This is a genomic window from Exiguobacterium sp. s125 (assembly GCF_018618605.1).
Taxonomy (GTDB): domain Bacteria; phylum Bacillota; class Bacilli; order Exiguobacteriales; family Exiguobacteriaceae; genus Exiguobacterium_A; species Exiguobacterium_A oxidotolerans.
In genome coordinates this window covers 72,143-91,439 of the sequence record NZ_JACSMI010000006.1, presented here as the reverse complement: position 1 = coordinate 91,439, position 19,297 = coordinate 72,143, and the positions used below count along the sequence as shown (strand labels likewise).

At 47.0% G+C, this 19,297-nt stretch carries 18 protein-coding genes and 1 riboswitch; of the genes, 5 read left to right on the top strand and 13 right to left on the bottom strand.

The genetic code is table 11. From position 1 onward, the window contains the following. Positions 1 to 11 precede the first annotated feature (11 nt). The 3 genes from KNQ05_RS13245 to KNQ05_RS13235 form a co-directional block, all read right to left on the bottom strand. A complete protein-coding gene (locus KNQ05_RS13245; protein ID WP_088836087.1) occupies positions 12 to 1,145 on the bottom strand; it encodes a YfbR-like 5'-deoxynucleotidase in 1,134 nt (377 codons plus the stop codon). A gap of 58 nt (positions 1,146 to 1,203) precedes the next feature. After that, positions 1,204 to 1,959: a TerC family protein gene (locus KNQ05_RS13240; RefSeq protein ID WP_088836086.1), complete on the bottom strand. Its 756-nt coding sequence runs from the start codon at positions 1,957 to 1,959 to the stop codon at positions 1,204 to 1,206. A gap of 149 nt (positions 1,960 to 2,108) precedes the next feature. Continuing rightward, positions 2,109 to 2,966, bottom strand: coding sequence for a TerC family protein (locus KNQ05_RS13235; RefSeq protein WP_088836085.1), 858 nt, complete (start codon positions 2,964 to 2,966; stop codon positions 2,109 to 2,111). Positions 2,967 to 3,272: 306 nt separating this feature from the next. On the opposite strand from KNQ05_RS13235, the gene folE2 reads away from it, so the two are divergent. Beyond that, positions 3,273 to 4,178, top strand: a complete 906-nt coding sequence (folE2, locus tag KNQ05_RS13230; protein WP_029332371.1) for a GTP cyclohydrolase FolE2 — start codon at positions 3,273 to 3,275, stop codon at positions 4,176 to 4,178. 174 nt (positions 4,179 to 4,352) lie between these two features. Here folE2 and KNQ05_RS13225 read toward each other — a convergent pair whose 3' ends face one another. The 8 genes from KNQ05_RS13225 to pta form a co-directional block, all read right to left on the bottom strand. After that, complete coding sequence (locus KNQ05_RS13225) at positions 4,353 to 4,799, bottom strand: GDYXXLXY domain-containing protein (RefSeq protein WP_088836084.1); 447 nt, start codon at positions 4,797 to 4,799, stop codon at positions 4,353 to 4,355. Beyond that, on the bottom strand, positions 4,796 to 5,989 hold the full coding sequence (locus KNQ05_RS13220; RefSeq protein WP_214767692.1) for a DUF2157 domain-containing protein: 1,194 nt from the start codon (positions 5,987 to 5,989) through the stop codon (positions 4,796 to 4,798). The genes KNQ05_RS13225 and KNQ05_RS13220 overlap by 4 nt, the downstream gene beginning before the upstream one ends. 129 nt (positions 5,990 to 6,118) lie before the next feature. Continuing rightward, a complete protein-coding gene (locus tag KNQ05_RS13215; protein WP_214805689.1) occupies positions 6,119 to 8,098 on the bottom strand; it encodes a methyl-accepting chemotaxis protein in 1,980 nt (659 codons plus the stop codon). 619 nt (positions 8,099 to 8,717) lie between these two features. After that, positions 8,718 to 9,017, bottom strand: coding sequence for a rhodanese-like domain-containing protein (locus tag KNQ05_RS13210; protein WP_029332367.1), 300 nt, complete (start codon positions 9,015 to 9,017; stop codon positions 8,718 to 8,720). Positions 9,018 to 9,111: 94 nt separating this feature from the next. Then, the gene (locus KNQ05_RS13205) at positions 9,112 to 10,488 is read right to left on the bottom strand and encodes an amino acid permease (protein ID WP_214767688.1); all 1,377 of its coding nucleotides are present in this window, start codon (positions 10,486 to 10,488) and stop codon (positions 9,112 to 9,114) included. 223 nt (positions 10,489 to 10,711) lie between these two features. Next, positions 10,712 to 12,019: a nucleobase:cation symporter-2 family protein gene (locus KNQ05_RS13200; RefSeq protein WP_214767686.1), complete on the bottom strand. Its 1,308-nt coding sequence runs from the start codon at positions 12,017 to 12,019 to the stop codon at positions 10,712 to 10,714. After that, positions 12,016 to 12,600: a xanthine phosphoribosyltransferase gene (locus KNQ05_RS13195; protein ID WP_214767683.1), complete on the bottom strand. Its 585-nt coding sequence runs from the start codon at positions 12,598 to 12,600 to the stop codon at positions 12,016 to 12,018. The genes KNQ05_RS13200 and KNQ05_RS13195 overlap by 4 nt, the downstream gene beginning before the upstream one ends. Positions 12,601 to 12,676: 76 nt before the next feature. Beyond that, positions 12,677 to 12,776, bottom strand: a riboswitch (purine riboswitch). Between the two features lie 59 nt (positions 12,777 to 12,835). Further along, positions 12,836 to 13,819 carry a phosphate acetyltransferase gene (gene pta / locus KNQ05_RS13190; RefSeq protein WP_251132519.1) on the bottom strand — a complete coding sequence of 328 codons (984 nt, stop codon included), beginning with the start codon at positions 13,817 to 13,819 and terminating at the stop codon, positions 12,836 to 12,838. 344 nt (positions 13,820 to 14,163) lie between these two features. Between pta and hemQ the strand changes: the two genes are divergently transcribed. After that, a complete protein-coding gene (hemQ, locus tag KNQ05_RS13185) occupies positions 14,164 to 14,940 on the top strand; it encodes a hydrogen peroxide-dependent heme synthase (protein WP_159173997.1) in 777 nt (258 codons plus the stop codon). A gap of 93 nt (positions 14,941 to 15,033) precedes the next feature. After that, positions 15,034 to 15,183 (top strand): hypothetical protein, encoded by a 150-nt coding sequence (locus KNQ05_RS13180; protein ID WP_204251414.1) that lies wholly within the window; start codon positions 15,034 to 15,036, stop codon positions 15,181 to 15,183. A gap of 339 nt (positions 15,184 to 15,522) precedes the next feature. Here the strand turns inward: KNQ05_RS13180 and KNQ05_RS13175 are convergent, their stop codons facing one another. Together KNQ05_RS13175 and KNQ05_RS13170 are read right to left on the bottom strand one after the other, a co-directional pair. Continuing rightward, entirely contained in the window at positions 15,523 to 15,891 is a 369-nt protein-coding gene (locus tag KNQ05_RS13175) for a DUF423 domain-containing protein (protein ID WP_029332361.1), read from the bottom strand. 1 nt (position 15,892) lies between these two features. Beyond that, the gene (locus KNQ05_RS13170; protein WP_029332360.1) at positions 15,893 to 16,498 is read right to left on the bottom strand and encodes a trimeric intracellular cation channel family protein; all 606 of its coding nucleotides are present in this window, start codon (positions 16,496 to 16,498) and stop codon (positions 15,893 to 15,895) included. 165 nt (positions 16,499 to 16,663) lie between these two features. Between KNQ05_RS13170 and KNQ05_RS13165 the strand changes: the two genes are divergently transcribed. After that, on the top strand, positions 16,664 to 18,292 hold the full coding sequence (locus KNQ05_RS13165) for an ABC1 kinase family protein (RefSeq protein ID WP_214767680.1): 1,629 nt from the start codon (positions 16,664 to 16,666) through the stop codon (positions 18,290 to 18,292). Positions 18,293 to 18,424: 132 nt separating this feature from the next. After that, the gene (locus KNQ05_RS13160) at positions 18,425 to 19,276 is read left to right on the top strand and encodes a GRP family sugar transporter (protein WP_204251427.1); all 852 of its coding nucleotides are present in this window, start codon (positions 18,425 to 18,427) and stop codon (positions 19,274 to 19,276) included. Positions 19,277 to 19,297 lie beyond the last annotated feature (21 nt).

The following is a 19,297-nucleotide window of genomic DNA, read 5'->3' as shown; positions in this document are numbered from 1 at the left end:
CGATTTCCTCCTTAAGTCGTTACATAATCTAAGTCGTGCAAGACATAGGCGAGGAAAAAGACGACAGATGGATTTTCGTAAGCCGTCTGGACTTTCTTCAGTTGCGCCCGGTAGCCTGTCTCATATTCCACTCCGTTCAACTTGCGTTCCATATTCATTTTAATCAACGCATCGAGCTTATCGACGACATCTACCATCTGTCCTTCATACGTATCATCTTTCGCTTCGACGAGAAAACGATAAAATTCTGTTCGCATCACGTCAGGTAATAATCCAATCAACGCCTCCCCTTCTGCCCGTTCATAGGCCTCAAAGGCAGCTGCCGTGACCGGCGTCGCATGTTTGACCGGTCCGAGGACGTCCCCTGTCGTCCCTTCGACTAAATCGTGACAGAGCAAACGCGAAACGACTTCAGCCGTATCGATCGTAACCCCGTACTTTTTCGACTCGATCAGACCGTTGAACAAGCCGAGGGAAGCCGCCCGAAACGCATGTGTCGCGTCATTGTCATCAATCGTATTGAAGCGCCCTTTCCAGCGTCGAATCGTATCCATCATCAATGCATTGTCAATGAAATGTGCCATCTCGTCTTCGGCAAAGACGGATGTCGTCAAGCGACGGATGGCATATAACGGGTGTTCGAGTAAATAGTTTTTCAGTTCAAGCGTTTTTGCTTCAAAGAACGGTGACGCCGTCATCCGTGCTTCCCGTCTTGCGAACAACATCGCGTCGAACGTATCGATCGCTTTAACGATTTGCCCTTCAATCGTGTCATCTTCGGCATGGACGAGATAGTCTGTAAATTCTGTTTGAAGCGATTTTGACAATAAGGCGACGAGTTTCTCACTCGCCTGTTGCTCCATCGCCTGAATGTGATCATGAAGTGTCGGCTCTTTTTTCGTCCGGTGTTTGATTGGACCGGTGATCACTTCGTTCATATCGTGAAACAGTGCCTTTCCTAATAAGCGCAGGCGATCGATTTCAACGGGTTGCTGCTCTTGTTCGATATAGCTCGCCATTAAACTAAATAGAGCGACGCGAAAACTATGACTTGCGGCGTTGTCTTGAAAACGCGGAGCATACTCATCCCAACGTGGTACGTTCTGCATCCGTGTCAGCATTCGAATAAAGTTACCGTTTTGCATGAAATCTCCCCCAAAATCAAAAAGGACAGAGGAGTTGTGACCCTGTCCAATTTTTGTATTATTTTTCTTCTTTGACACCACTTCTAAACCAGCCGATGACAAGAATCAGTCCGAGAACGACCCAGAAAATCGTCTGCCAGAGCGTGCTTTCCGGAAACTCGTGCGGTAAGACATGAATGGTCGGGTGTGCAAGCGTCATGATGACGAGCTTAACCCCGACCCAAGCGACGAGCCAAAATGCTGCTTCTTCAATCCCTGGTCGTTTTTGGAGTAAAACAACGAACCAGCTTGCGAAATATCGCATGATGACAAGTCCGATGATCCCACTGAAGAAGACGACCCAAAATTGTCCCGTGTTCAGTCCACCAATCATCCCGCCGACCATCGGTAATGTCGTCGCCATGGCAACGGCCGCGAGTGTCGAATCGACGGCAAACGCTAAATCAGATAATTCGACCTTGACGACCGTCCACCAAAAATTCGGCGATTCTTTTTTGGATGCCATCGCATCCGGTATTTGATGTTTGTTTGATCGTGCCTCGACGATTCCTTTAAAGGCGACATAAAAGAGGTACGCTGCACCAAGTGCCTGTAACTCCCAAACAGTCGCTAAGTACGACGCAAAGAAAATCGCGATGAAACGAAGGACGAGTGCCCCGATTAGTCCGTAAAACAACGCTTTTTTTCGTTGATCGTCCGGTAAAGGACGAACGAGTACCGCCATGACCATCGCATTATCAGCCGACAGCAATCCTTGTAAGATGATCAGGACGAGCCCGACCGTCGCATACTGCGTAATTAATCCAATATCCATAAAAACGAATCCCCTTTTTGTTCACTAGGTTCATTATAATCTTTGTACCTGTAAAAGAAAAAGACGGAAGCTTGAACCTTGTGTTTCTATCTTCCCCCTTTTTTCGGAGTTCACACTAAAAAAGACCCTCCAGTCGGAGAGCCTTTCGCTTAAAGATGTTGATCCACTTTTTTCTCAGCATCTGGATTTGGTTTTGTTTTCGGTGAAGAGAACCAACCCCAAACTGCGAGACCGACCATGACCGTCCAGAAGAACGCTTGCCATGGCGTACTGTGAGCAAAGCCTTCCGGTAACTTCATCGCTTCAAAGATTGTTCCTTCAATCGATGCGTGATATTTCGGATGCTCAAGGGCAAGAACGGCGAGCTTGACTCCGACCCAAGCGACGATTGCGAATGCCGCTGTTTCAAGTCCAGGACGTTCTGCGAGTAGTCTGACGAAGACGCGCGCTGCGAAACGCATCAAGACGACACCCATCAAACCACCTGTCAGGATGACGACGAAATGTCCGGCATTCAATCCACCAATTTCATTTGTCCCCCAGTCAGGTAATGCGACGGCGAGTGCGACCGCTGCAAGAATCGAATCGACGGCGAATGCAAGATCGGCGAATTCAATTTTAGCGACTGTTTTCCAAAACTCCGCTTTTGAGACGGGCTCATCCGATTTCGGTTCTTGATCGAGCTCACTGTCCGCCCCATGATTTTCACCGAGCCGTCGTGCCTTGACCGTTTTATAAATATGCCGTAACCCCATGATAAGCAGGTATGCTGCACCAAGTGCTTGAATCTGCCAAATATCAACGAGGAACGAAATCGCGAACAATGCCGCGAAGCGGAGGACGAACGCTCCTGCCAAACCATAAAATAAAGCCTTTTTCTGTTGTTCGCCTGGTAAGTGTTTTACCATGACGGCGAGGACGAGTGCATTATCTGCTGAAAGTAGTCCTTCGAGTGCGATTAAAACGACGACTACCCAGGCATATTGAAGTACTAACTGCCAATCCATCTACTTCATTCCTTCCTATCTTATAAGTTTCACAAAGGCATTAACTAAAAAAAGATTTACGCGTTCATATGAACATATACTATCCGATTCAGTACAGACTTGCAAGTATCCCTTATGATGAGTTTAGCAAACTGTTGATTCTGAGCCTTGCTAGTTTCGTTTTGCTAGCAGTTCATGATAAAATTCATATCAACAGTTCAACATAGTGCAAACACATTTGCGGAATCATCAGAGTTGCTCGTCTCTAGCATTCCTGTCATGTTATTACTATTGATAAAATACAAAAGGACAAAGGGGCCAATTGAAATGTCTACCTACCCGATTACACTACCCACAAAAGAAGAGCGTCATAAGCTTTTCGGTTCTGTTCCCCCTGTTAAAGGAACAAAACCTACTGAAAAAGATAAAATGGTTGATCTTCAAAATACACCAAAGAATTTCTTGTTTGCACTTGATGCAGTCGGTATTTCAAACGTCAAACATCCTGTCGTCATCCAAGATGGTGACAAAACGCAGGCCACTGTCGCGACGTTCGAGCTTTCGACATCACTCGTTCAAGACCGTAAAGGCATCAACATGAGTCGCTTAACGGAGCAACTCGATCAGTACCATCAAGAAGGATGGGTCGTCACGAACGAATCACTGATTCAGTTCGCGCGCGATTTAGCCGAGCGGATGGAGCAGTCTGAAGGTCAATTAACGATTCGCTACCCATGGTTCTTCACGCGTAAAGCACCGGCAACTGGACTCAGCGGTCTGATGAATGCCGAAGTCTGGCAAACGGTCAGTGTCGATACGGAAACGAATGAAGCAACGTTGACGGTCGGGTTAACGATCAATGTCACGACACTCTGCCCATGTTCAAAAGAAATCAGTGAGTACAGTGCCCATAATCAACGTGGTTACGTCACGATGGAAGCATCGCTTCGTGACGAGGCAGATGACTTTGACTGGAAACAAGAATTACTGGATGCGGCTGAATCAAATGCATCAGCACCACTTCACCCGGTCCTCAAACGTCCGGATGAAAAACGTGTTACGGAGATGGCTTACGAAAACCCACGCTTCGTCGAAGATATGGTCCGCTTAATCGCGGCTGATCTCTACGAAATGGATGCGATCGCAACGTTCTTCGTCGAATGCCGAAACGAAGAAACCATTCACCAACACGATGCCATCGCTCGAATCACGTTCGATAAAGACGCACAATAAGTCTTATACCACCCTCGCCCTAGATGACCTCTTCGTTGTCTAGGGCGTTTTTTCATTAACCGGATGCACTTTTTTGAAACGCCTGGAAGCAATGAAGAAATCGTCATGACTTGAAACAATATTAAAAATGAGAGGAAGGACCTAGTAACGGTCCATCCTCTCATTTTGTTTTTTTTACTCGTTTCGGAGCAATAAGTCCGTCGCCCGAACGGTTCCCCATGGCGAAACATCAGCTTTGACTTCTAATTTTTCCGCATCCTCATACCCTTTTCCTGTACCTTGTTCGACATAATATTGAGTCAGCTGAGAAATCGTCACGTATTCATCGTAATACTCACCAGCAACCGAACCGAAAAAGCGGTCATTCGAGATTTTATCAATTCTTGCATATCCATCTTCCTCCGTTATAAACGTAACGTAGACAAGTCCTTGTTTGACAGAAGCATCCGGTTTTAAATCTGGATACTGCAACACGACGTACTCCCCGTAAATCGGATCAAATGGATCAAACGGCTCTGCCCGGAAGCGATAACTCTCTCCGAACCACGAAATCGCATAAAAACTGAGTACGACAAGCAAAACAATCAGTGTCTGAATAAACGCAAACCCGTACTTTTTCATGCCGACTGACCTCCTTCACGACGTCGTTGCATCCACCAGAGCACACCGGCAATCAAGAACACGAGTAAGGCCCCGCCTAGGAAAAAGAGTGACATATCCAGACGATTCCAAGCATAAATGAAGTAAACCGTCAGTTGAACGGCAATGAAATAAACGAACGGAATCAGTAAACGATGACCGGTTCGTTCTCGCTCAATCAAATAAACGAATGCCATCACTTCAACTAAAATCGCCATCAAGATCGCTTGTTCCTCGAACCATAAGAGTCCGACCAAACCGAGCGGGACGATGAAAAGGAGCGGACGGTAACGTACATAAATCAAACTTCCGACCGCGGCTGCGGCAAGTACAAGTAAAATCGCTTCGACGAGCGAAATCGGAGCAGTTGTCGTTTCTGCGCGGACAGATAGATAGACCAGTGAGTTAATGGCTGCCGTGACTAAATAGAGCGCGTAGAGGAGCGGGTGCTTTTGCTCCTCCCGAACAAGTAACAGTAATGGAACGAGGAAAAATAAAGTCCAAATCGGCCAAAGAATACCTTCGTAGGAAACGAGGAAAAACAATTCCAACCCTGCGAAGTAGAGGAGCAACCAGCTAAAAATCAGTGATGGAAACGTTTGACTGAAATAGAACCAGGCTACGGATATCAGAATCAAACAAACAAATGATGTCCAGTCTAGAAACGTAGCGTACTCGCTCCCGAAGTTGCCGATTCCCGTAAAAATATTCAATCCCGCCAAAAAAGCGACGACAGCGTAGGCAGCGTGACGCCAAACGAAAAAATGACCGAGTGCCATAAGAAAGATTACCCAGGCAATGAATGAGCTTTCAAGCGACATATGAAAACTTTGGACCGTGACAATCAATGCACCAAGGAACGCGAGAATCCCGAGTATCCGGAACGCCACCGGATTCCAAATCGTCCGGCGTTCGGAAATATCAGCTAGCACATAACAACTGATCATGATGACAAGAACGAGTCCGATTTTGACCAATGCCGGAATGACTTGCCAATTGGCCGCTAAAAAACTGAGTAAGGCCAAGCCGACAAACGTCAATCCGACAATCAACAGTAAGGGCGTCCGCTTTTTGACTTGGTGTTTGTGTTCGTACGCTTCAATCCGATCGACGGTTTCTGCATCAAGCAATCCTGCTTCCTGCCATTCTTTCAACTTTGTCAATCGCGCCATCTTTCCACCTCCTAGGACTCAACACTACACTTATATTTTTCCCGTTTTCCTATCGCTTCAAGCAAATTCACAATAAAAAAAGCGACTACGCCCAGCTCAGTTTCGCTGATGTAGTCGCCTTCATCTGGTTTAAACGCGGAATTGCGTCACCATTTCTTGTAGTTCTTCTGCCATATCCGACAATGCTTTCGCGGATTGCGAAATTTCTTCCATCGAACCGAGCTGTTCTTCCGTCGTCGTCGCAACACGTTCGGATGCTGTCGAATTCTCATCCGCAATATGAGCGATTTCCGTTGCCGAAGCCGACACTTCTTGGACGTTCGCCGCGATTTCTTCGACCGTCGCTGTGACATCTTCGATTCGTGGCGTCATCTCTTGTGTCCGTAACATAATTTTCTTGAAACGTTCCGCTGAATCTTCTGTCGTCTCAAGTCCGGCTTTCGTATGATGCGATACTTCTTTCATCAAGGAAACCGACCGTTCTGTTTCCTGCTTGATGTTTGTAATCAGGCCCGAAATTTGTTTTGTCGACTCTTGTGACTGTTCGGCTAGCTTCCGAACTTCACTCGCGACGACCGCAAATCCTTTGCCATTTTCGCCGGCCCGTGCTGCTTCGATCGCTGCATTCAAGGCAAGCAAGTTCGTTTGGGCTGCAATCCCGTTGATGACATCGACAATCTTTCCGATTTCGTTTGAGCGATGAGCCAAGGATTGAATGACTTCACCGAAGTTTTCGACCGATGCATCAATCGCTTTCATCTGTGTCACATTTTTCCCGACCGCAATCGTTCCGTCTTCTGCTTCGAGTGCTGTTGCCCGTGATAGCTCGGAGACGTTCGTCGAACTCTCTGCGATTCGCATGACACCTGACGTAATCGCTTGGAGTGATACAGCATTTCCTTCGAGTTGACGTTTCGAGTGGTCAGCACCTGCTGCCATCTGTTGGACGGAACCTGCGATTTGCTCGGAAGCTGCTGTCGTTTGCGCTGCGTTCGCCATCAATTCTTCTGAAGACGCCGCAACTTGCCCAATCGATTGATCGAGGTTCGTCACGATCGACCGGAGTGATGTGACCATGACATTAAAACTTTGGGCCACCTGACCGATTTCGTCATTGGATTCGACGATGACTTGCTCCGTCAAATCACCTTCTTTAATCCGATCGGCACTTTCCGTCAAACGACTTAACGGACGGAGGATCGAACGGAGAATAAAGTAGAGTAAGACAGCTGCTAACAAGAACGTTCCAGCGATAACGGCAACTGTTGTCCAAAGAATGCCCGATGTTTCATTTGCAATTTCTTTATCGTACAGTGTTCCGGCGACTTTCCATCCCGTCAGACTGTTCGTCATATAGTCCATTTTCTTTCCTTGATTCTCAAACTCATAAGAAAACTGACCATTTTTTCCGGCATAAAGGGATGTGACCCAGTCTCCAGATGCCTTTTCTCCAGCCTTCTTCGTCGGATGTGTGACGAAATTCTTATTGGAGTCGAGAATCGTGACATAACCTTCTTGACCGATTTTAACTTTTTTAGCAATTTCAGAAATTCGATCGACATCCACATCGACAGCAATGACACCACGTCCATCACCACCCGTTTGTGAAAGGGTGACCATCATCTTCCCTGAAGCTGCGTCGACGTATGGATCAGTAATGACGACTTTCCCACCGGCGTCCTCCGCCGCCTGATACCACGAACGTTCTCGTGGATCATAATCGTCTGGCATCGTTTGTTCCGGATAGATGGTCATATCACCTTCCGTCGTCGCGTAATAAATATTTGCTGCTTGCGGATGTGTATCGAGATATTCTGTCATCTTTTCTTTCAATGCTAAATTTTGTTTCCCTTTTTGATAGAGCATTCCATCAATCCGGTCCGCAAAGAACGCGACATCTCGTCGTACGGGATCAATGATATTGGTGATTTCATCGTTCATCCGGTCAACACCGGCATGCGCAGATTGCAGGATTTGATCTGTGATTTTCTGTTTCGCTTGATTGTATGCAACAAAACCAATCAATAACGATGGAATCAATAATAAGAGCAAAGATGTGATAATTAGTTTCTGCTTGATGCTAATCGTTCGTTTTTTTGTCTGTTCCATACACGACTCCTCTTCCCGATATGTAAACTCGTTGTTCTAATCTATATATCGGTCAGAACGTGTCATTTTTCACAACTAAATAAAAAAGAAGGTTATCCATTTTCATGGATAACCTTCTCAGCGTGCAGACAAACTCTTATGAAGCGTGAACATGCGATAACGAGAGGCAATCAGTTCGCGCTTCCCTGTCTCGCCTCGTCTTCAAAGCGGCAATCTTCCGCGCCGCTACAGCAAAGCTGCAGGGTCGCGACCGATTGCTTTTCGCTTTAAAAGCGATTCGAGACGAATCGCGGCGCTCTAAACCGCCTGCATGCCCAGCTTTCCGTCACGGTATTACCTAAAAAGTGTCACGTTTCGTTGACTCCTGCGGGGAAAAGTGCATGTTTAGCGCACTTTTCAGAGGCAGGCAAGACCCTGCTCGTTGTCCGCTAGGATCAAGGAGCAGCGGCTTGCGCCTCGCCAGAGAAAATCAACGAAAAAAGACACTGTATCTCCCGATAGCACGTTGTCCACAGCCTGAGAAGGTAATCCATTTTCATGAATTACCTTCTTGGACTACCTATAAAGTGATGCGGAATAACTTCGCGAACAGAACGTTTGAGAAAAGAACACTATCGCTTTACGCTTCTTGATCGCCCTTCCAGTTCATCATCCCGCCTTCGACGTTGACGATGTCGTAGCCATACTGTTCGAGGAAACGTCCGACGTTCTCGCTGCGTCCACCTGCTTTGCAAATCAGGTAGTATGTTTCACCTTCTTGCAGCTCTGTATAGCGTTCACCGATTTCAGACATTGGTAAAAAACGGACGTTCGGGATATGACCCGCGTCATATTCATCCTGCTCGCGCACGTCCACGACGTGGAGTACTTCACCGGCTTCAAGCTTTTCTTGTAACTGATCGACATGGATTGTTTTCATCGTAAGTTCCTCCTCTTGTTTCATCTTTGTTCAGTGTAGCAAAACTGACGTCGAAACAGAACAAAAGAGACCGGCCGAAGCCGGTCTCCCTGATTCATTCCCCTGATGCCCGGTCGAACGAGCGTCGTGTCTGTTTATGCATCCCCCGCGCATGGTAGACCGCAATCAAAATCACATACCAGAGTGGTCCAACAATCAGTGCGATGCGTGTACTCGCATCAAACGCCATCAAGACGATGACGCCAGCTAGCGCGAGCAAAGCGATGTAGTTCGCGACCGGGAAAAATGGAACGCCGAATTCTGCCGTACCATAGACTTTCCGAGCCCGCATTTGCGAAATCAAAATCATCGCCCATGTCCAGACGGCTCCGAACGTCGCGATACTCGTCACGATCGCAAAAACGTTTTCCGGTAAGAAGTAGTTTAAGGCGACGCCGACGAGCAGCGCGATTCCTGAAAGAATCGTTGCGATTGCTGGGACTCCGTTCTTCGAAATCTTTGCGAACCGTTTTGGTGCTTCTTCATTTTGTGCCAGGTTCATCATCATCCGTGCCGTCGAGAAAATACCCGAGTTACATGACGACAATGCCGCTGTCAGGACAACGAAGTTGATAATGCCGGCAGCTGCCGGAATGCCCAGTTGATCAAATAGTAAGACAAATGGGCTACTGTTATTTTGTCCGACTTGATCCCAGGGATAAATCGACAAGATGACGAACAGCGCACCGATGTAGAAAATCAAGATCCGTAAAAATACGTTGTTGACTGCCTTCCGAATCGTTTTCTTCGGATTTTTAGCTTCCCCAGCTGTGACCCCAATCACTTCAATGCCTAAGAACGCAAACATGACCATTTGCATCGCCAGCAGGACTCCCCCGAATCCATTTGGCAAGAATCCCCCATGCGACCAAAGATTAGAAATCCCGACCGGTGTACCCCCGTTGCCAAGTCCGACGACAATCGTCAATGTCCCAAGAATAATCATCGCGACAATCGCGACAATCTTAATCAAGGCAAACCAAAATTCGAATTCGCCATAAAATTTGACGGCAATGAAATTAATGCTCGTCATAAGTAGTAATGCTGCAAGCGCCCAAATCCAGCGTTCCGACTGCGGGAACCATTCCTGCATATAAATTCCGACTGCTGTGATTTCTGCCATACATGTAAAAATCCACAGAAGCCAATAATTCCACCCGGTCAAAAATCCAGCGAGTGGACTGACATATTTCCGGGCGTATTCAGCAAAGCTTCCCGCCACCGGTTCACGTACCGCGAGCTCCCCAAGTGCCCGCATGATGATGAAGATGATGATACCGCCGATTAAATAACCAATCAGAATCCCTGGTCCTGCCAACTGAATGGCTTTTGCCGAGCCTAGGAAAAGTCCAACGCCGATTGCCGCCCCCAGCGACATCAACGTAATATGACGCTCTTCCAGTCCCCGATTTAGCTCTGTCTGTTGCTTCATTTGTACGACGTCCTTCCTGTCTCTCTATCGTTCTTAGCAGTTCCCCAAACCGCTACGTTGTCAGTATAAAGAAGAGGTGTCTGATTTGTAAACGTTTTCAAGTGAGATTTACCACTTTCTTCCCATACTCGAAATATTCTGATTTGTGTAACGTTCTCTCATCACAAAAAAGAGACCTCCATCCGAAGATGCAGGTCTGCTCGTAACACAATCGTTCTACTATTTACTCAGCTTTTGCGAATTGTTCGTCTTCTGTACGCTGCTTGCGATCAGCCAAACGGAACAAACCATTGAGAAGCAATGCCGTCAACGAACCGGCGACAATCGGGCTATCCGTCAAGACGCGGATTTGTTCCGGTAAACCGGATACGATCGCCGGGTTCATACTGATGCCGAGTCCGACGCCAAGCGATAAGGCGACTGTCAAGACGTGGTCGTTTTTTGCGAAGTCGACGCGAGACAGAATTCGAATTCCGCTTGCGGCAACCGTCCCAAACATGATGAGCATTGCCCCACCAAGCACTGGTTTCGGAATCAGTGTCGTAAAGGTGGCGACTTTCGGCAAGAAACCGAGAATCACTAAAAACACCCCGGCAAAGATGATGACTTTTCGTGTTTTGACGCCCGTCAGTTGAACAAGCCCTACATTTTGACTGTAGGTCGTGTATGGAAAACTGTTGAAAATCCCGCCGATGATTGTCGCAGCACCCTCTGCCCGGTAACCGCGTGCTAAGTCTTGCTTCGAGAGTTTTTTATCCGTGATTTCACCAAGCGTCAAGAAGACGCCTGTCGATTCAACCATTGAGACGAGACCAACGAGCGTCATCGTCAAAATCGCCGTGATATTAAACGTCGGTGCACCAAAGTAAAACGGTGTAATCATTTGGAACCACGAGGCGTCAGCGACTGGACTAAAATCAATCATCCCCATGCCGAACGCGACAAGTGTTCCGATGAGTACCGCAATCAAGACAGCGGCTGCCTTCGAAAAAACGGTGCCGTAACGATTTAAAATCAAGATTAAAGCAATCGTTAATCCGGCGAGACCGAGGTATCGGAAGTCACCAAAATCTTTAACGCCTTGTCCGCCACCGATATCATTGATGGCCGCCGGAATGAGTGATATTCCGATAATCGTCACGACGGATCCGAGCACGACCGGTGGAAATAAAATCGCAATCCGGCTAAAGAGTCCGGAAATCAATAAAATGATGATGCCGCTTGCGATTAATGCGCCGTAAATCGCCGTGATGCCCTGCATGCTACCGATCGCAATCATCGGTCCGACTGCCGTGAACGTACATCCGAGCACGACCGGCAGTCCGACACCGGTATACTTCGTGACGAAGACTTGGAGTAACGTCGCGATTCCACACATGAATAGGTCAATCGCGACAAGATACGCGAGGCCTTCTCCGGATAGTCCGATTGCACTGCCGACGATCAACGGAACGATGGCTGCTCCTGTATACATGGCAAGGACATGTTGGAGTCCGAGCCCTGCCGCTTTAAAATTCGATAAGGATTTCATACGTTCACCGAGCGGACGAACGTCGCTTTCCCGTTCTCTAATTTTTCAATTCGCGCGAGCGATTCAACACGGAATCCTGCATCAAGTAACTTCTCTCGCCCCGGTTGGAATGATTTTTCGATCACGATTCCGATACCGACGACTTCTGCTCCTGCCTGCTCGACTAATTTAGCAAGACCGAACGCCGCTTCCCCGTTCGCTAAAAAGTCATCGATGATCAGCACACGTTCACCTTGCTGTAAGTATTTTTCAGCGACCGTGATCGTACTCGTCTGCTGTTTCGTAAACGAGTAGACTTCTGCTGAAATCGTTCCTTCGTTTAACGTCAGCGACTTCGTTTTTCGTGCATAGACTATCGGTACACCGAGACGAAGCGCCGTCATCATCGCCGGTGCGATTCCACCTGCTTCAATCGTTAAAATCCGCGTAATGCCTGCGTCTTGAAACCGATGCATGAATTCATAAGCAATTTCCCACATCAATGTCGGATCGACTTGATGGTTAAGGAATGCATCGACTTTCAGGACTTGATCGGACAGGACGATTCCTTCTTTGTTAATCATTTCTTCTAAACGTTTCATAGCTGAGTTCTCCTTTATTGACGAAAAAAAACGTACAGCGCTACCCCCGGGGGCAGCCACTGTACGCCAAAAAAGAGAGCAGTAACTCACCACCCGTAGTCGGATCGTTACGGCGATCCGGTAGAGACTCGTGGGCCAATTCCCACTATTATACGAGCGTTGCTATACGTTTATGATTCGTGCATGATGTGTTTCATTTTACGATGTTCTCTGAAAAAGTAAAGACTTTTCCGTTTTATGCGTTTGCTTCAACTGCCTGAGCTGCCGTGATGATCGCAAGTTTGTAGACATCTTCTTCGTTACATCCACGTGAAAGATCGTTGACCGGTTTGTTGAGACCTTGGAGAATCGGTCCGATCGCTTCGAATCCACCAAGACGTTGTGCGATTTTGTAGCCGATGTTTCCTGACTCAAGGCTTGGGAAGATGAAGACGTTGGCTTGACCGGCAACATCTGATTCTGGTGCTTTTGATTTCGCGACACTCGGGACGAACGCTGCATCAAATTGTAATTCTCCATCGATTGCAAGTTCAGGCGCACGTTCTTTTGCGAGACGTGTTGCTTCGACGACGCGTTCTGTTTCAGGTGATTTTGCTGAACCTTTTGTCGAGAAGCTGAGCAATGCCACTTTCGGCTCGATGCCGAATGTTTTTGCTGTTTTTGCTGATGCGATTGCATTTTCTGCTAAGTCGTTTGCGTCAGGTGCGATATTGATTGCGCAGTCAGCGAAGACATACTGCTCATCATCGCGAACCATGATGAAGACACCCGATGTTTTCTTATAGCCTTCTTGCATTTTGATGATTTGAAGTGCCGGGCGGACTGTATCGCCAGTCGCGTGCATCGCACCCGAGACGAGACCTGCTGCTTTACCTGTATGCACGAGCATCGTTCCGAATGTGTTGACGTCCTTTAAGATGACTTCACGTGCTTGTTCTTCTGTCGCTTTTCCTTTACGGCGCTCGACGAATGAAGCAACAAGTTCTTCCATCGCATCGTACGAAGCCGGGTCGATTGTTTCAAGATCCGTTACGTCGATTCCGTTCGCCGACGCCGTCTCTTCAATCTTCACGCGTGGTCCGATAACGACTGGTGTGACGAGACCATCTTTTTTCCGGCGGACAGCAGCACCAAGAACACGTGCGTCGATTCCTTCTGGGAAAACGATTGATGGTTGGTGTGCTTTTACTTTTGTCTCAAGCATTTCGAATAATTGCATGATTTTCTCTCCTTTTATGTCAATCAAGTGTCGGTTTCTATTCCTTATACATTCCATCGTTCATTATACACAGTTCTGTTTCGTTATTAAAACAATTTGCAAAAAACTTCTTTTACCCATTACACGGAGCGATTTTTTATCACTATTACAGTTATTTCTAGGAATAGTACAGAAGGCGCTTAACGCGTTTTAGCACACCCTTTTACTTCATACCCCGATTCGTGTTACTTCATGTCTCTATCCCTAATGAGAGACGGTTGTTTTGTTGCGATGAACCGTCCGATCTATGATAAGATTAGCAATGGAGAATGTACTTTTCATTATAGATTTCAGGAGGTTTTTTCATGGAACATCAAACATCAGAACCAACTGCTACACAGCAAGCCGCCGAAACTCTCGACGGTTGGTATACATTACATGATTTCCGCCGGATTGACTGGTCGCGCTTAAAACAAGTCGAAACAACTGTCCGGACGAAAATGATCAACGAGTTCCAAACGTTCTTAGCTGAGCTCGGACAAGTCGAAGAACAAAAAGAAGGCAGTCATGCCCTCTATACGATCATCGGTCAAAAAGCAGATCTCGTTTTGATGGTCCTTCGTCCGACAATGGAAGACATCCAAGCCGTCGAAGTGAAGATGCAAAAACTCGACTTATATGACTATCTCATCCCGACGTATTCATATGTCTCCGTCGTCGAACTCGGCACATACCGTGGATCTGGCGAAGGGAACCCGTATGAGAACCCGTATGTACGCGACCGTCTCTATCCAATCTTGCCAAAATCGAAGCACATCTGTTTCTATCCGATGAGTAAATCTCGTCGCGATGGCGATAACTGGTACACGCTTTCGATGGAGAAACGGAAAGAGCTCATGTACCGTCATGGTATGATCGGACGGAGCTACGCTGGGAAGATTCAACAGATTATCGGTGGATCAACTGGCTTTGACGATTGGGAATGGGGCGTCACCTTGTTCGCGAATGATATCCTCCAGTTCAAAAAAATCGTCTATGAAATGCGTTTTGACGAAGTGAGTGCAAAATACGGTGAATTCGGTGAGTTCTTCATCGGCAACCGTCTTGAGTCAAGCGAGCTCGAAACACATTTCGCGCTTTAATATGCTAAAAGACGTTTCATAGAAAAACCCTATGGGAATATACTCTTTGCGGCCATAAAAGATGTACGTTTTATACGTTAAGGAGGAATGATCATGGGGAATGCTATGAACCGGTCAACGCGATCGCGTGAGTTGCAATTCGCTGTGCTTTCAAAAGAGCTAAAGCCAGTCGCACAACGTGTACTGGATCGCTATGAGCAAGCATTATCGAAGTTAAATAAAACACAACCAATAAAGCATTGAGGCAGTTGCTTCAATCGTAATCGGTCAAGAGGCAGTGATGTCTCTTGACCGTTTTTTTATTTCGATGGCGTAATCGTCGTAAAAAGACAAAAAAAAGAGAGTGGATATACATCCACTCCCAGTGTGTAGACAAACTTTGAACATGCGATATCGGGAGGCAAAACCCTGCTCGTTTTCCGTGAGGATCAAGGAGCAACGGCTTGCGCCTCGCCCGAGGAAAGCAACGAAAAAAGACGCTTTCAACTCCCGCTAGCACGTTGTCTACATCCTAAGAGAGTGGCTATAAAATCCACTCCCTTACTTTCGTTTAACGACCAACTTTTCAAGTCAGTCGACGGATCATAATCCCTTATACGCACCAATCGCAACAAAAATCCATGCTGCGATGAACAGAACGCCGCCAATCGGTGTGATTGCACCGAGTTTTGTAATCCCTGTCAGCGCCATGACATATAAGCTGCCGGAGAAGAAGACGATTCCGGCGAGCATCAACCAACCTGCAAGCGAAAATTGTGAAATCGAAACTTTCAGTAACATGCCACCGAGTGCCAAAATCCCAAGTGAGTGCACCATCTGATAGAGGACACCCGTCTGCCAGTTCGCAAGCATCCGCTCAGATAACATATCTTTTAGCGCATGCGCTCCGAACGCACCGAGTGCGACCGCTACCATCATCGATAAAGAACCAATCATGATTAATACTTTCATGTCATTCTCCCCCTAAACGTCGTGCCGGTAAATTCCATTCATAATAATAAGATAGCATACGTAAAATCGTAATGAGTCCCAGTAATGTGAACAAATGCAGAGGATTCGTCAGTTGGAACCGATCGATGACGAGCGCGGCCATGACGGCCCACATCGCATAGATTTCCTTATGCAGGACAAGCGGTTTGCGTCCGGCGAGTAAATCCCGGATGACACCACCGCCGACACCCGTTAAAACAGCTGCTGAAATCGTTGCTGAAAGAGGTAAGCCTTTTGCAGATGCCATGAGTGCACCCTGGATCGCAAATGCGGATAAACCGAGTGCATCGGCGAGCACGCCCCACCGTGACCAATGTGGTAAAAATAATTGTGGTAAAACAAAGATTAATAATGCGACTAAAATCGCGATCAAGAACAATCCGCCTTGCGACCAAAGTGCCGAGACGGGTACACCAATCAACAAGTTCCGGATTGCACCGCCTCCGAACGCCGTAATCAATGCCAATAACCAAACCCCAAACAAATCATATTTTTCTTCCATCGCGACGATCGCGCCACTCATCGCAAATGCGACCGTTCCGATGATATTTAATAAGTCCCAGGACATGCACACATTTCACCTTTCCACATTGAAATTCCATTACTTACTATACTCTCTTTTTGCGTCGCGTCCACCTTATTTTTACGATTCTTTTTTCAGCCGTTTGTAAGTGACGTTTTTAGGTAAAGTAACCTATACTGAAACAAACTGTACAGGAAGCTAGGTGACCGTATGAAACGTTGGGCGCTCTACCGGATTTTCGTCATCGTGACGATGTTCGCTCGTTATATTTGGACTATCTATCGATTCACCCGGAAAAACCGACCAGGTACGAATACTGAAGAATTCGAGCGCATCATGATCACGATTGCGCGTGATTATAAGAAGAAAGCACTGCGTCTCGAAGGACTCCTGATTAAACTCGGGCAGTTTTTATCGATTCGTGCCGACTTATTCCCACCAACCGTTTTAATGGAGTTAACTGAACTCGTCGATAAGGTCCCATCGAGCAAACTCGGGGAATCTCGAAAAATCATCGAGGAAGACTGGGGCATGCCGATCGAAGACGTCGTCGATAATATCAGTCCTCGCCCCATCGCATCTGCTTCAATCGGAGAAGTATATAGTGCGACACTCAAATCGAACGGGCGAAAAGTCGCAATCAAAGTCCAGCGTCCTAACATCGAACGAATCATTAAAACGGATTTCCGCGCGATGCGTCTCGTCATCGCGATGCTTCGACGGACGTCACTCAATAAATCGACTGATCTCCAAAGTCTTTATCGCCAAATGGTCTTCGTCATCGGAGATGAACTGAATTATCGGACCGAATTAAAAAATGGTCTCTACTTTAAAAAGATGTATGAAACGAACCCTGTCATCTACATTCCAGACTATTATGAAGAACACTGTACGAATCGCGTCTTGATGATGGAGTGGATTGACGGTACACGGATCACGGACCTCGAGTTTTTAGCAGAACATCAAATCGATCGTGACGAACTCGCGCGTAACCTCTTCCTGAATGCGGGTGAACAGTTGCTGTTCGGCGGGAAATTTCATGCCGATCCCCACCCGGGCAACGTCCTCGTCCAGGCAGACGGAAAAATCGTTCTGCTCGACTTCGGGATGATTGGTGCGACGACCCCGGACGACATGCGGGCGATTCAAGGAATCTTACAGTCGTTCGTCACACTCGATTACGATGCAATCGTCGACGGTCTGGAAGACTTACGTTTCTTATTACCGAACGCCAACAAACAAAATATCCGTCAAGCGATTGAAAAAGCCGTCAACTTTTACCTTGAAAGCGATATGGAGAACGTCGATACGAAATTAATTGAAAAAGTACTGTCTGATATTGAATTACTCGTTCGGAATGAACCGATTCAATTACCGGCCGAGTTTGCCTTTTTCGGTCGTGCCGCTTCAACGATCCTGGGTATCCTGCAAATCCTCTCACCAAAAATCAACTTGCTTGAACTTGCTAAACCGATGGTCCGCCGTTGGCTGGACGAAGAAGGGAAAAATCAGAATCGTTACTTACAGATTGCAGGGTCTTACGGCGCACGTCTTCTCGCCTTTCCTCGCCTAGTCAATGATGCCCTCAGTGAACCAACACGCTGGCGGTTGTTCGAACAGCAAAAATTCTCACGCGTCGCGAATATGGAATCGCTTAAAATTCGTCAGTGGACCAGTTCACTCGTCGGAATCGTCAGCTTACCTGTCAGTTACGGTGGCTATTTCTTAAGTCAGTATGACTTGATGGGGATTTCCTTAACGATTGCTGTCGTCGCCCTCTGGAACGCTCGACGAATCGGACGACACATCGTCCGCATCGCTGACGAACCCTTTAAATAATAATTTTCACGTCCCATTCGTGGGGCGTTTTTTATTTTAAGATAATATTCGTTAGCCATTAGAGGTTTTTCGGCGGGATTCCCGGGGTACATCTTCAAGTAGATAGAACAAATGGAAGAGGTGAATCACTTGATTGATATTTTAATTGCCATCGTTCCTGCATTGATGTGGGGGACGTTGCCTCTCGTCGTTTCAAAAATCGGCGGTTCAACAGAACAACAAATTATCGGGACAACACTCGGTGCGTTAGCATTCGCCCTCGTGACGTTCTTATTTATCAGTCCAGAACTGTCGATGACGGCCTGGATTGCCGGTCTTTTCTCCGGTGCTTTTTGGGCACTTGGTCAAATGAACCAATTTGCTGCTTTTAAACAAATGGGTGTTTCGAAAACGATGCCGATTTCGACCGGGATGCAACTCGTCGGAACATCCTTGTTTGGCGTCCTCGCTTTTGGTGAATGGTCAAATACATCCGCACTTATTCTTGGAATTAGCGCTTTAGTACTGATTGTCGCCGGTGCTGCTTTTACATCGTATAAAGAAGATAAGAGCAAGAAGGATGAAAACATCGGAAAAGGATTGCTTCTACTCGTCATCTCGACGATTGGTTATGTCGGCTATGTCGTCATCGCCCGTTGGTTCAACATCAATGGTTGGGAAGCCGTTTTACCACAAGCAATCGGGATGGTCGTCAGCGCCATTTTACTTTCATTACGCAAAGGGAATTTGTTTGCGAAACAGACGTTCACAAATGGCCTTGCCGGTATCATGTGGGCTGTCGGGAATATTGCCCTATTGCTCGCAACGGCACGTGTCGGCGTCGCAACAAGCTTTTCGTTATCACAAACCGGTGTCGTCATCTCGACAATCGGCGGCGTTCTGTTCTTGAAAGAAGCTAAAACGAAAAAAGAAATGACGTTCGTTATCATCGGCTGTACTCTCGTCGTAGCGGGCGGTATCATGATCGGGTTTACAAAACAATAATCTAAAAGGGAGTCGATTTTC

Excerpts from the sequence above, each read along its gene's own strand:
- hemQ (WP_159173997.1), top strand. The coding sequence starts at position 14,164 with ATGGAACATCAAACATCAGAACCAACTGCTACACAGCAAGCCGCCGAA.
- KNQ05_RS13240 (WP_088836086.1), bottom strand. The coding sequence starts at position 1,959 with ATGGATATTGGATTAATTACGCAGTATGCGACGGTCGGGCTCGTCCTG.
- KNQ05_RS13200 (WP_214767686.1), bottom strand. The coding sequence starts at position 12,019 with ATGAAATCCTTATCGAATTTTAAAGCGGCAGGGCTCGGACTCCAACAT.
- KNQ05_RS13170 (WP_029332360.1), bottom strand. The coding sequence starts at position 16,498 with ATGTCCTGGGACTTATTAAATATCATCGGAACGGTCGCATTTGCGATG.
- KNQ05_RS13235 (WP_088836085.1), bottom strand. The coding sequence starts at position 2,966 with ATGGATTGGCAGTTAGTACTTCAATATGCCTGGGTAGTCGTCGTTTTA.
- KNQ05_RS13195 (WP_214767683.1), bottom strand. The coding sequence starts at position 12,600 with ATGAAACGTTTAGAAGAAATGATTAACAAAGAAGGAATCGTCCTGTCC.
- pta (WP_251132519.1), bottom strand. The coding sequence starts at position 13,819 with ATGCAATTATTCGAAATGCTTGAGACAAAAGTAAAAGCACACCAACCA.
- KNQ05_RS13220 (WP_214767692.1), bottom strand. The coding sequence starts at position 5,989 with ATGGCGCGATTGACAAAGTTGAAAGAATGGCAGGAAGCAGGATTGCTT.
- folE2 (WP_029332371.1), top strand. The coding sequence starts at position 3,273 with ATGTCTACCTACCCGATTACACTACCCACAAAAGAAGAGCGTCATAAG.
- KNQ05_RS13175 (WP_029332361.1), bottom strand. The coding sequence starts at position 15,891 with ATGAAAGTATTAATCATGATTGGTTCTTTATCGATGATGGTAGCGGTC.
- KNQ05_RS13225 (WP_088836084.1), bottom strand. The coding sequence starts at position 4,799 with ATGAAAAAGTACGGGTTTGCGTTTATTCAGACACTGATTGTTTTGCTT.
- KNQ05_RS13210 (WP_029332367.1), bottom strand. The coding sequence starts at position 9,017 with ATGAAAACAATCCATGTCGATCAGTTACAAGAAAAGCTTGAAGCCGGT.
- KNQ05_RS13205 (WP_214767688.1), bottom strand. The coding sequence starts at position 10,488 with ATGAAGCAACAGACAGAGCTAAATCGGGGACTGGAAGAGCGTCATATT.
- KNQ05_RS13165 (WP_214767680.1), top strand. The coding sequence starts at position 16,664 with ATGAAACGTTGGGCGCTCTACCGGATTTTCGTCATCGTGACGATGTTC.
- KNQ05_RS13180 (WP_204251414.1), top strand. The coding sequence starts at position 15,034 with ATGGGGAATGCTATGAACCGGTCAACGCGATCGCGTGAGTTGCAATTC.
- KNQ05_RS13245 (WP_088836087.1), bottom strand. The coding sequence starts at position 1,145 with ATGCAAAACGGTAACTTTATTCGAATGCTGACACGGATGCAGAACGTA.
- KNQ05_RS13215 (WP_214805689.1), bottom strand. The coding sequence starts at position 8,098 with ATGGAACAGACAAAAAAACGAACGATTAGCATCAAGCAGAAACTAATT.